This window comes from Glaciihabitans sp. UYNi722, from assembly GCF_040549465.1.
In the GTDB taxonomy this organism is placed as follows: domain Bacteria; phylum Actinomycetota; class Actinomycetes; order Actinomycetales; family Microbacteriaceae; genus Lacisediminihabitans.
Genome location: NZ_JBEPTL010000003.1, coordinates 1 through 11,787, shown reverse-complemented (window position 1 = coordinate 11,787; position 11,787 = coordinate 1). Strand labels below are relative to the sequence as shown.

Below are 11,787 nucleotides of genomic sequence, written 5' to 3'. Positions count from 1 at the left end.
GCTGGAAGGTGGTTTCCCACTAATCTGAGGCTTCACAGCAAGGTTTTCGGAAGGACGGACGTGTTCGAAGACGATGTGAGCGTGCCCGCGGGCTGGTATCCCGACCCGATGGGGCTTCCGCAGTTGCGCTGGTGGAACAACCACGCGTGGACCGAGCTCACGACCGAGGCTCGTCCGCCCCTGGTGATGCAGCAGCCGACGCGTCTCACCTACGCCGACGAGGAACTGCCGACCCGCCGGCAGCAGCGCGAACAGCGTGAGCGTGACGAGCAGTACGCACGACTCGCCACCGACGAGAGCGAAGCGCGGGATGCCGCGAACGCCCAGGCCCCGCTGACCGTCACGCTCCGCGAGCTCGAGCCGCCGCTGCCTGCCACTGTCGAAGCCGAGGAACCGGCGCCTGTTGCCCGAGAAGCAGTTCCCGCCGAGACAGCCGCAGCCGCAGCTGTGACGATCGGCGAGACCCTGGTTGTGGATCCTGTCGAGCCCCATGTCATCGATGAAGACACTCTCGACTCCGACGAAGAGGTGGTCTCCGCTTTCGTTCCGCGTTCGGCAGCGACCGCGGTCTCCGCCCCATCGCATCCGCATCCGCATCCGCATCCGCATCCGCACGACAGCGTGAACAGGATGCCGCCCCACAGCCCAGGCGCGCCGCGACGCCGAACCGCCTTCCGGTCTACACCGCGCCGGTGTGGATCATCGCGCTGATCCCGCTGCTCCTGCTCGTCGTGAGTCTTCTCCTGCTGCTCGGATTCGGAGCCACCCTCGGAGTCATGGTCACTGCCGGGGTGTGGGCGGGGGCGTACGTGCTGGTCGTCATCCTGGCGATCGTCGACAGCGCCCAGCTCAGGCGCGCGGGCTACGAGCACCGAGCCAGCTGGGCGTGGGCCCTGCTCACGGCACCGGTGTACCTCATCGCACGTTCGATGAGCGTCAGCAGAATCGGACGGCTCGGACTCGCTCCCCTGCTGGTCTGGGCGACGCTCGGCCTGGTGCAGATCGGTTCGGTGCTCGTGGTTCCCGGGTTGCTCATCTCGGCCATTCCGAACGTTTTCAGCACGGAGGCGCAGCAGTCCGTCTCATCCGACGCCTCCATTATCGGCGCACAACTCGACGTCACCTGCCCTGCCATTCCACCCGTACTCGTCGGACAGCAGTTCAGCTGCGCGGCCAAGAGCAGCTCAGGCGACTCCTACGACGTGACGGTGAGCCTGCAGAGGGTCAACGGCTGGATCAACTGGCGCGTGGACGACTGGGGCATCTACACCCTCACCCGCTAGTGTCGCGGGCCTCCAGCGACACACCGCGTGTTATCGGGCGCGCCTAGAGTTGACAGGTGAGCGCAGATAATTTTTACGAAGAACCGCCAAAGAGTCCCCTGACAGCGGCGGAAAGAGCTCGCCTCACCCGGCGCCCGAGTGACCGCGCCACCACCACCACGCTCGCGCTCACCGGTCTCATCGCCGCCTTCATGCAGACTCTCGTCACACCGATTATTCCGCAGCTGCCAACTCTCCTCGACTCCACCACTGCCGACACGACCTGGGTCCTGACAGCCACACTTCTTGCCGCCGCGATCTCCACTCCGATCAGCGGACGCCTCGGCGACATGTACGGCAAACGCCGAGTCGTGCTCATCCTGTTGATCCTCATGGCGGCGGGTTCGATCGTCTGCGCGCTGTCCAACACACTGATCCCCATGGTCATCGGGCGGATCTTCCAGGGCGTTGGACTGGGCGTGATCTCGCTCGGCATCAGCATCCTCCGCGATGTGCTGCATCCGAAGAGCCTCGGCGGCGCGGTAGCGCTGGTCAGTGCGACTCTCGGCGTGGGTGGCGCCGTCGGACTGCCCGTCGCCGCAGTCATCGCACAGAACTTCGACTATCACTACCTGTTCTGGCTTGCCGCGCTGCTGACGATCGTGGCGGTCGTACTGGTTGCGACGATCATCCCGGTCAGCACGCTGCGGGCCGGCGGTCACTTCGATTTCGTGGGCGCTATCGGCTTCGGCCTCGGACTCGTCGGCATCCTGCTCGCAGTCTCCAAGGGAAGCACCTGGGGCTGGACCAGCCCACTGACTCTCGGCCTCTTTGTCGGCGGCGTCGTGATTCTGGTGATCTGGGGCTTCGTCGAGTTACGTACGAAAGAAGCGCTCATCGACCTGCGCGTCGCGTCGCGTCGACCGGTGCTGCTCACCAACCTCGCCTCGATTTCGGTGGGCTTCGCTTTCTTCATCACCACGGCATCCCTCCCGGTTCTGCTCGAAGCGCCGACGGTCAGCGGTGTCGGACTCGGCCAGACTCTCATCATCTCCAGCCTCTGCCTGATGCCTCTCGGCCTTGTCATGTTCTTCATGTCGCCGGTAGCAGCGAGGCTGTCGAACACGCGTGGCCCTCGCACCAGCCTCATTCTCGGCGGCATCATCATCACCATCGCCTTCGCGCTCGCCGTGGTGCTGCACAGCCAGATCTGGCACGTCATCCTGGTGTCGACCATCGTCGGTTTCGGCGTGGGTTTCGCCTACGCCGCCATGCCGACCCTCATTATGCGTGCCGTGCCGCCGACCGAGACGGCCGCTGCCAACGGTCTCAACTCGGTGATGCGTACGCTCGGATCCACGGTGGCGGCGACGCTCGTCGGAGTGATCCTCGCCTCCAACTTCACCCTCTCCGGAAAGGTGCCGATTCCAACGTCCCAGGCCTTCCAGATGGTGTTCGCTATGGGATCCGCGGTGGCGCTTGCCGGCGTTCTTCTCGCCTTCTTCATCCCACGCCGCGGCAAGGACTACGGCAACACGGCCAGCATCCCGATCCAACGCCAGGGCTGAGCATGGCGTCTTCGAGCTGAGGTCCGGAGATCCTCACCGCCTGTACAGAGTTGCACGCTGATCACTGCACACAGCGCAGCACCCTGCAGAATGGTGAGGTGCCAACACAGGTCCTTGCCATTCTCAACCAGCCCTCAGCGGATGCACCGCCCCACGACGCGGGCGCTGCTCCGTTGGCCTTCATCGATCCCGCCACTCCACTGCTGAGCGCGCTCGACCTCGGCGCCACCCGCGGCGACGGCATCTTCGAATCGATCAGTGTTGGCAACTCGATGCCGCAGGCTCTCGAGCATCACCTGCGCCGCTTCGTGCACTCGGCCGCGACCCTCGAGCTGCCGACGCCGGATGTGGATGTCTGGCGCTCAGCCATCCACGCCGCGATCGACGAGCTCGGCCCAGCCCAGGAGGCATCGGTGAAGACCGTGCTGACCAGGGGCGTCGAGGGCGACGGACGGCCGACCGGATGGGTCTACGCCAGTCATTCCGGCGATTACTCCCGCCTCCGTGTCGATGGTGTTCGCGTGGTCACTCTCGACCGCGGCTACCGGCACGACGTCGAACAGACCTCGCCATGGCTGCTCGCCGGAGCCAAGACGCTGAGCTACGCCGTCAACCGTTCGGTACTCCGCGAGGCAAAACGACGCGGGGCGGATGACGTGATCTTCGTCTCCAGCGACGGCTTCGTACTCGAAGGTCCGACCTCGAGCGTCATCTACCGGGTCGGCGACACGGTGTTCACGCCGGGCACCGGGCTCGGCATCCTCGACGGCACCACCCAGTCGAGCGTCTTTCGCTACGCGGAGAGTCTCGGTCTCGCGACCGGCTTCCAGCAGATCACCGCACCGGAACTGGGTAAGGCGGATGCCGCGTGGCTGGTCTCCAGCCTGCGGCTCGCGGCGCCCATCCGCGAACTCGACGGCGCAGCGTTCCCCATGGATGCGGCGCTCACTGCGGGCATCAACGCCTACCTGCGCGCGCTGACCGACTAGCTGGGTCGCTCGCCGCCGGCAGCACCGAATGGCGATGTCTAGAGCGCGGCACGCACCAGGCGAAGCAGCGCGTTGGCGTAGGCATCCGCCACTTCGGCTGCCTCGTCGGAAGTCGGGTCGCCGCTGATGGCGAAGTCGACACGATAGCCGCTCTCGGTGCGGGTGAGCGAACGGAAGGTACCGGCCAGCAGCTCGCGCAACTGGTGCTCGTGAGGAAGCCACAGGGCCTTCTCGAGTGCGATGGAGTCGAGCGCCCATTCCGTGGTTCCGTTGAAACCCAGGATGGTGCCGGTCTCGAACTCATGCGACTCGATGGTCATGTCGCTGACGACGAAGACGTCCCCCTCGAAACCTTCGCGGTTGATGACGAATGCATCCCCCGACACGGGACGCCAGGTGACTCCTGCATCCTGCAGGGCGAGTGCGAGATCTCTTGAAAGCATCTGACCATTATCTCCGGCACTTCTGGGAGCGCGCGGGGTGGGCACTGGGTGGGCGGTGGCGGCTTCTGTGTGCAGTCGGACGAAGCTGGCATACCCCCGTATCCCGCATTCGACTTCAGCAAAGCCGCCGCCACCCATCTGTCCCCCGGTGGTGCTATCTAGGACACTATGCGAACTGGACGCCACCTGTATGCCCCCAGGGAGGGTGGCCCCCGAGCGAGGGGCTGGCTGGGTGTCTCGTGAAAGTTGGCTGCCCGAGCCTGTCAAGGGGTGTCCCCCCGGCCGACCGCTGCGTAGGGTGATGATGGCGGTCGATCCCGCTCACCGCTGGAGGTGGCCGTGAACAAGATTCCCGAATACCTCGCGGAGTGGATGACGCAGCAGCGCTGGTATGCCGGCAAAGGCCGTGCCCCGCAATTCGAACTCATTGGCGGTTTCCGCCTCGAGACGAGCGAACCAGCCTCGATCACCGTTCATTTCGTGCTGGATCATGCCGAGCATCCGCTGCTCTACCAGGTTCCTCTCACCGAACGCCGCGCTCCGCTCGATGGTGGCGAACGAGCCCTCGTGTCCACTCGCGAAGACGAGTCGGGCACTGTCTGGATCTACGACGGTCCGCAGGATCCGGCTTTCGCGACCGCGCTGCTGGGCCTCATCCTGTACGAGGGTCAGGTGCTGGCGGCAGATGGCTCTGGGCGCGTCGTGGCGCATGGCCGTCGCGATCTCGGCGAGGACGGCGCGGTCATCCGCTCCTCCCGCGTGCTCGGCGGAGAGCAGTCCAACACCTCGATCATCTACGACATCGCGACCGCCGACGGGTTGGCCGCCTCCCCCATCATCTGCAAGATGTTTCGCGCGCTGCACGATGGCGAGAACCCGGATGTCGTGCTCACCGCCGTCCTGGGAGCCGCCGGCTCCTCCGTGGTACCGAGAGCCATCGGTCACGTGACGGGGCAGTGGCGGGATAACGGCATCGTGCAGGGGGTCGCCACGGGGCATCTCGCCTTCGCCCAGGAATTTCTCACCGGCGTGGAGGACGCATGGCGGGTTGCGCTTCGAGCCATCGCTGCCGACGAAGATTTCAGCGAGCGAGCCCAGGCGCTCGGCCGGACGACAGCGGTGATGCACCGAACCCTGGCTGCTGCTCTCCCTTCGCGCGAGACCACTCCGGCCGATATGGCCGAGGTCATCTTGAGTATGCGGCAGCGCTTTGAACTGGCCGCAAGGGAAGTGCCGTCGCTCGCCGAGCACGGGGATGCGCTCGAAGAGGTGTATCGGCGGGCCCAGGCGAGCCCGTGGCCGCCGCTTCAGCGAGTGCATGGCGACTTCCACCTCGGCCAGGTCCTCGCCGTGCCGGGACGCGGTTGGGTCGTGCTCGACTTTGAGGGCGAGCCGCTGCGTCCGATGCGTGAGCGGTCACAGCCCGATATCCCGCTGAGGGATATCGCGGGCATGCTGCGCTCCTTCGACTACGTCGCAGGGTCCTTCGCACTGTCGGGCGGCGAACACGCCTCCGGCAACTGGGCCTCGGACTGTCGCAACGCGTTTCTGGACGGCTACATCGAGGAATCGGGTCGCGATCTTCGTGAGCACCGCGCCGTTCTCGACGCATTCGAAATCGACAAGGCGCTCTATGAGGCCGTGTACGAGGCACGCAACCGGCCCGGTTGGCTCTCGATCCCGGCCACCGCGATCACGCGACTGGTCGAGCGCGCCTCACGAGTCGGCTGACCCGCCCTGTCACCAGACGCTCGAACTGCACGACGCTGCTACTGCACGCCACCGCTACTGCACGAGACGACGCTCTTTCGTGAGCTCGCTACTGCGCGTCTTCGATGGCTTGCTCGAGCAGATGCACCAGCGCATCGAGTTGCACGCTCGACTCCGCCGTGATCTCCGAGTCGTCGCCGTCCAGCGCGCGAGCGGCAAGGCCCGCTTTGCTGTCGATGAGCTCGGCGATCTTCGCGTCGATCGTCTGCGAGGCGATGATGCGCCACGCGGTCACCGGCTCGGCCTGGCCGATCCGGTGCACACGGTCGATGGCCTGCGTCTGCTCCGCGCTGGTCCAGCTGAGCTCCGCCAGCACGACGTTGGACGCTGCCTGGAGGTTCAGGCCGACACCCGCAGCGGTGAGCGAGGCGACGACGACTGAGACATTTGGGTCGTTGTTGAAGGCGTCAACCTGGGTCTGGCGGAAAGTGGCCGTCTGGTCACCGCGGATCGACACGGTCGTGAGCCCACGCTTGGCGAGGGTCTCCTCCGCGATATCCATCACGTCGATGTGCTTGGCAAAGAACACCACCTTGCCGACCGAACGGGCCAGCTGGGCCGTGTAGTCGGCGGCAAGCACCGCCTTGGCCTGACCGATCTTGCGCACCATGGTGAAGACGTTCTCGCCGGTCTTGGCGGCCTTGGACTCCTCGAGCTCGGCCTTCGCTATCATGCGCACGAGTTCCGGATGCGGGATGTCCGCGCTGCGTTCACTGGCAGGAATGGCCGTGCGCGCCTTGAGCAGCGCCCGGTAGCGCGCGAGCAGCCGGATCCCGAGGTCGTGCTCAGCCTGGCGGATGGAACGACCGAGGTCGTCGTCGAGCTCGACAGGCAGATCGGCGATGCGCTTGGACGGCAGGTCGGCCGCGACATCCAGTTTCTTGCGGCGCACGATGCCCATGTCAATGACCGTCTGCCTCGCCTCCGCGAAAAAGCCAAAGTCGGCGGGGGTGAGGCCGTTTTCTTCGAGCCGCTCCATCAGCAGCGCGGTCGGCTTCTCACCGTCGATCCATCCGAGGAACTGCCAGATCGCACGGAAGTCCTCGATCGTGTTGATGAGCGGGGTACCGGTGAGTGCGATCATCAGCGCGTTGCGCGACCGGGCGCGGATGCTCTGGGCCAGGGCCAGCACGTGCTTCGAACGCTGCGAGTCACGGTTCTTGATGAAGTGGGCCTCGTCGACGACCATGCCCTTGAACCCCAGGGTTCCGAGCCAGCCCATGTGCCGGTCCAGCACGTCGTAGTTGACGATGACGACATCGGCGAAAGCGTCGAGGTTCTCGCCGGAACCGTGGATGACCGTCGCGGTCTTGTTCGGAGTCCAGAGCTCGACCTCGCGCGCCCAGTTCATTTTGACGACGTTGGGGACGACGACGAGCAGCGGGTAGGAATTGGACACCTGGGCGGCGAGCAATGCCTGCGCGGTCTTGCCCAGCCCGGGCTCGTCGGCGAGCAGGTAGCTGCGGTGGCCCTCGCGGGCGCTGGCGACGAAAGCCGCCTGGTGGTTGAAAAGCTCGAGGCTGTCGGGAACCCTGCGGTCGATGGCTGTCGGCTCTGGCAGGTCCATGCTGGCGACGTTGCCACCCGAGCCGTATTCGAAGGCACGGAACAGCGGTTCGAGCAGCTCCCAGTTGACGAGGCGACGGCTGGTCGGCTGTGCCTTGGGCGCCTGGTTGAAGTCCGGGGCGAGGAAAGGATTGGAGAGCTGGCGTGCAATAACGGACTGGGGAACGACCTGGCGTTCCGTGGCGGCTGCCACCGGTTCCGGCTCCCTCACGATGATCATCTCGTCAGGCGAGAGCTCAGTACCGGCCGCCATGAGCATGTCGCGCCGCAGGGTACGGGCGGCATCCGTCACCGCAGTCTCCTCGGCCAACAGCTGGATCAGTGAGGTATCGCGCGCCGCAGTCTTGGCGAGGATGGTGGCGACGCCGTCGAGTCGCTTGAGGGTCTCGGTGCGCTCGGCATCCGTGATCTCCTTATCGCTCTTCGCCTTGGCACGCTCCTCGCGCATCAGTAACGCGATCACTTGGAACTTGGTGCGGTTGGACGGACCGACCTTGCCGCGTTCCGCAGCGCCCTCCACCTCACGCACGGCGCGAGCGAGAATCGGGATGACGCCCGCGTCGTCGGTGCCGCGCGAACGGCGCTGTTGCGCCTGGCGCTGCGCCGGCTTGCGCGACGACTGCTTGCGCTGCGTCTTGCCGCCCGCAGCTTTGCCATGGGCGGACTGCCCCTGCGCCGATTGTCCCTGGCCGGATCGAGCCATGCTTCTCCTGCATCTTCTGGGCACCGAACCGGCTGCGACGGAATCACTCGGGATGAGAGAACCGGTTGTCGGCGAACGTGTACTGGCCGCTGCGGCTTACGCTGCCTCGACCAACCCCGCTTCGACCAAACCTGACTCGAGCAGCTCAATACTGAGTTATTACTCAAGTACCGGGGTCGAGACGATGAACGGGTTGATCGGGTGCTGCAACCAGTTTAGGCCCCTCCAGGCGATTTCGCACGCAGCCGGGCCTCCTAATTGGGGGTGCGGATCGCCGTGCTGCGTTCACCCGCTGGCCAGCTTGTGGTGGTGAGATGGGTGCATGACCGGTTATACGGCCCAGTTTTCTCGGCCCGACCATTTCATCCTGCACTTCAGCGACACTCACTTCGTCGCCGGAGAAGACCCGCTGTACGGCTCAGTCGATAGCGAGGGGCACCTCCGTCAGATCTTCAACGAACTCGAATCGTCTGGCTCACGGCCGGAGGCGATCGTCTTCACGGGCGATCTCGCCGACCACGGTGACCCGGAGGCGTACGCGAAACTGCGCTCCATCGTCGATCCGGTGGCGGCGCGCATGGGTGCGAAGGTCATCTGGGTGATGGGCAACCACGACGACCGTGGGCATTTCCGTGAAGGGCTGCTCGGCCAGCATCCGTCCTACGCTCCGGTCGACCGCGTGCACCACGTGAACGGGCTCCGAATCATCGCGCTCGACTCGACGGTGCCAGGTTCACACTATGGACTCGTGACGGATGCCCAGCTCGACTGGCTCGCTGAGGAGCTCTCGATCCCCGCACCGCACGGCACAATCATCGCCATGCACCACCCTCCCGTGCCGAGTGTGCTCGACCTGGCGGTCCTGGTGGAGTTGCGGGAGCAGAAGGGACTCGCCGAGGTCATTCGCGGATCCGATGTGCGTGGCATCATCGCCGGACACCTGCACTATTCCACCACCGCGACCTTCGCCGGAGTGCCGGTGTCCGTCGCTTCGGCCACCTGTTACACGCAGGATCTCAACGTTCCCGTCGGTGGCACGCGCGGGCGGGACGGCGCACAGGCCTACAACCTCATCCACGTCTACGAGAACACGGTGCTGCACTCCGTCGTGCCGATCGGTGAATATTCGCCGATCTCCTACGTGACGGCAGAGGAGACCGCGCGGATCCTCGCTGCGAACAATGTGGTCATCCCCGAAAGCGGAACGGCACCACTGACCCCCGACGAGGAACTGCACCCGCCAACGAGGGAACTTACGACCGTCTAGTCAATGGCGTCGGACCTGGCCGCCGCGATCGGGACCTGCTCCCTGCGCCCTGCTCCCTGCGCCGGGAGTTGTCACCAACTGTGGCCAGATGCCTACTGCACCACCACTAGTGACAACTGACAGCACGCGCCCGATTCGAGACCGCGATTTTTACTCGGCGACGAGCGTTCCGGGCAGGTTCTCCCACGGGGCAGCGATCGGGTAGTACGCCTCCAGGAATGACCGCACCGCGCTTGCACGCTCCTCCACGCTGAGCTCAGGGAAGCTGCCGTCGTTGAGGCAGAACAGGTCGACGTCGCGACGCTTCAGCAGGCGGGTCATATCGGTGAGTCCGACCCGCATCGTCGTATCGACGTAGCGCACCTTCGCCCTGGTCTGCAGCACCGCCCGGCCGGTGAGCAGCGCGTAGTAGTGATAGAGAGAGTTGGTCACCGAGATGTCGGTTGCCGCACGGAAAGTGCTGGCGGCCGTGCGGGCGAAATCCTCGGGGAATTCGGCCTCGAGCTCCTGCATGACCGATTTGCGCAACGGAGCCGCCGTGTGCTCCAGGTGTCGGGTGATGGTCCGTCCGAAGCGTTCGCGCAACAGGCGACGGTTGACACGCGCGGCATTCTCGAAGCCGCTGCGCTCGATGTTGCTATCCCCCATGCCGATGCGGGTGGTGGCCTCGATGAATCGCGAAATGCCGCCCGGCGAGAAGAACATGTCAGGCCCGACCGGACGACCGAAGAACATGTCGTCATTAGAATAGAGGAAATATTCGCTGAGGCCCGGGATGTTGTGCAGCTGGCTCTCCACGGCGTGCGAGTTATGGGTGGGCAGAACAGAGGGGTCGGCGAAGAACTCCTCGCTCGTCACAAAAGTGACCCGCGGATGCTCAGCCAGCCAGTCCGGTTTCGGCGAATCGGTTACCACGTAGACGTTGCGCACCCACGGTGCGAAGAGGTAGACGGAGCGCAGGGCATATTTCAGTTCGTCGAGCTGGCGGAAGCGCGCGTGCGAATCGTCGCCCTCACCGATCACATAGCTGCGCATCCGTCGTGCCCGCGCGCGCTGCCATTCGATCGCCGCGCCGTCGACCCAGGAGAAGACCAGGTCGATCTCGAAGTCGATGTCCCTGGCCTGTGCATCGAACATGCCGGTCAGCGTCGGCCAGGTCTCGCCGTAGAGCTCAATGCTGTCGCGCTCGGCCTCGGCGCGAGGGAGCGCGAGTCGCATGAGCGAGTTCTCGGTGGGGGCGGTGATGAATTCGGAGTCATAGGTCCAGAGTTCGAGTCGCACCCCCGACGCGGCGCCGTAGCGCAGTTCACCGTTGGAGGTTATCCGCGGCCGGAACAGTATGACGGCGCGCATCGACTTGTCGACGGCAAGTTTGCCCTCGGCGAGAGCAACGGTGGCGCCGAGCACGCCGTCCGCGGGCTTCGAGTAGAAGGGCTCCTCCGCGCACGCCGCGGCGAGCGCACGACGCAACGCCTTGCGTGCGCGGCGATCGACGGCGATCGCTGGCCTGGTGTCGTTCCCACGCACCAGGAGGTAGTCGATATCCGCGTCTTCCAGCACGCGCCGGATGAAGAGCAGATCTTCGATCATCGCCTCACGCGGCGTGAGGCGGTCGTTGAGGATCGCCAGCTGTCCCTTGCTCGGGACCAGGTCTGCCCGTGCCGCCATCAGGGAGGCGGGGAACACACTCGCTGGCTCGACCTGGTCGATCGAGATTCGCGAGAGGAGAGCTTTCGGAACAGCGGGGTGCTGGATGTCGGTCATGGTGTCGGCCCAATCTTTCGAGCCTGGCTCGCGGACCGATCGTCTCGGCGCGAGTCACTAGCTGCCTTGCATTTTAGCGCCGTCGCCTGTGAGCTCGATTCTGTTTGCCTCGTCGCCCACCCTGTCGCTAGTTGTTGTTCGAGTTCGGCCCGTCGTTGTTCTGATTGCCGTTGGTCTTGCCTTGACCGTTCCGGTTGCCGTTCCGTTGGTCGCCCTGCTGCCCGTCGTTACGCTGAGGTCCGCCGAAGCGTTGGCCCTGCTGAAAATGGGGGCGCTCACTGTGTCCGAGAACGGACCCGGCGAGAACGCCGCCGCCGAAGGTGGCGCCCAGCACGACGACAGCTCCCACGATGATGCCGGCTAGATGAGTGAGTCCTATTAGGCGGATGCCGCGTGGGCGCTGTTAATCGGAGGCGGAGGGTGTTAAACCCAGCGTGTGAAAACAGACCTCAACA

At 65.1% G+C, this 11,787-nt stretch carries 10 protein-coding genes; 6 read left to right on the top strand and 4 right to left on the bottom strand.

The genetic code is table 11. The features are described from left to right. Positions 1-60: 60 nt before the first annotated feature. The 4 genes from ABIB56_RS02585 (at position 61) to ABIB56_RS02570 (ending at position 3,819) form a co-directional block, all read left to right on the top strand. Positions 61-711, top strand: a complete 651-nt coding sequence (locus ABIB56_RS02585; RefSeq protein ID WP_354567297.1) for a DUF2510 domain-containing protein — start codon at positions 61-63, stop codon at positions 709-711. Continuing rightward, positions 693-1,283, top strand: coding sequence for a DUF4333 domain-containing protein (locus tag ABIB56_RS02580; RefSeq protein WP_354567296.1), 591 nt, complete (start codon positions 693-695; stop codon positions 1,281-1,283). Before ABIB56_RS02585 ends, ABIB56_RS02580 begins: the two co-directional genes overlap by 19 nt. Before the next feature lie 56 nt (positions 1,284-1,339). Beyond that, positions 1,340-2,830: an MFS transporter gene (locus ABIB56_RS02575; RefSeq protein ID WP_354567295.1), complete on the top strand. Its 1,491-nt coding sequence runs from the start codon at positions 1,340-1,342 to the stop codon at positions 2,828-2,830. Positions 2,831-2,928: 98 nt separating this feature from the next. Next, positions 2,929-3,819 carry an aminodeoxychorismate lyase gene (locus ABIB56_RS02570; RefSeq protein WP_354567294.1) on the top strand — a complete coding sequence of 297 codons (891 nt, stop codon included), beginning with the start codon at positions 2,929-2,931 and terminating at the stop codon, positions 3,817-3,819. Between the two features lie 38 nt (positions 3,820-3,857). Here ABIB56_RS02570 and ABIB56_RS02565 read toward each other — a convergent pair whose 3' ends face one another. Next, positions 3,858-4,262, bottom strand: coding sequence for a hypothetical protein (locus ABIB56_RS02565; protein ID WP_354567292.1), 405 nt, complete (start codon positions 4,260-4,262; stop codon positions 3,858-3,860). 339 nt (positions 4,263-4,601) lie between these two features. On the opposite strand from ABIB56_RS02565, the gene ABIB56_RS02560 reads away from it, so the two are divergent. After that, positions 4,602-5,993 (top strand): maltokinase N-terminal cap-like domain-containing protein, encoded by a 1,392-nt coding sequence (locus tag ABIB56_RS02560; protein ID WP_354567291.1) that lies wholly within the window; start codon positions 4,602-4,604, stop codon positions 5,991-5,993. Between the two features lie 88 nt (positions 5,994-6,081). Here the strand turns inward: ABIB56_RS02560 and ABIB56_RS02555 are convergent, their stop codons facing one another. Next, positions 6,082-8,301 carry a DEAD/DEAH box helicase gene (locus ABIB56_RS02555; protein WP_354567289.1) on the bottom strand — a complete coding sequence of 740 codons (2,220 nt, stop codon included), beginning with the start codon at positions 8,299-8,301 and terminating at the stop codon, positions 6,082-6,084. A gap of 322 nt (positions 8,302-8,623) precedes the next feature. On the opposite strand from ABIB56_RS02555, the gene ABIB56_RS02550 reads away from it, so the two are divergent. Further along, positions 8,624-9,568: a phosphodiesterase gene (locus ABIB56_RS02550; RefSeq protein WP_354567288.1), complete on the top strand. Its 945-nt coding sequence runs from the start codon at positions 8,624-8,626 to the stop codon at positions 9,566-9,568. Between the two features lie 150 nt (positions 9,569-9,718). On the opposite strand, the gene ABIB56_RS02545 is transcribed toward ABIB56_RS02550, so the two are convergent. Beyond that, on the bottom strand, positions 9,719-11,332 hold the full coding sequence (locus tag ABIB56_RS02545; protein ID WP_502917535.1) for a stealth family protein: 1,614 nt from the start codon (positions 11,330-11,332) through the stop codon (positions 9,719-9,721). 127 nt (positions 11,333-11,459) lie between these two features. Beyond that, the gene (locus ABIB56_RS02540) at positions 11,460-11,681 is read right to left on the bottom strand and encodes a hypothetical protein (protein ID WP_354567287.1); all 222 of its coding nucleotides are present in this window, start codon (positions 11,679-11,681) and stop codon (positions 11,460-11,462) included. Positions 11,682-11,787 lie beyond the last annotated feature (106 nt).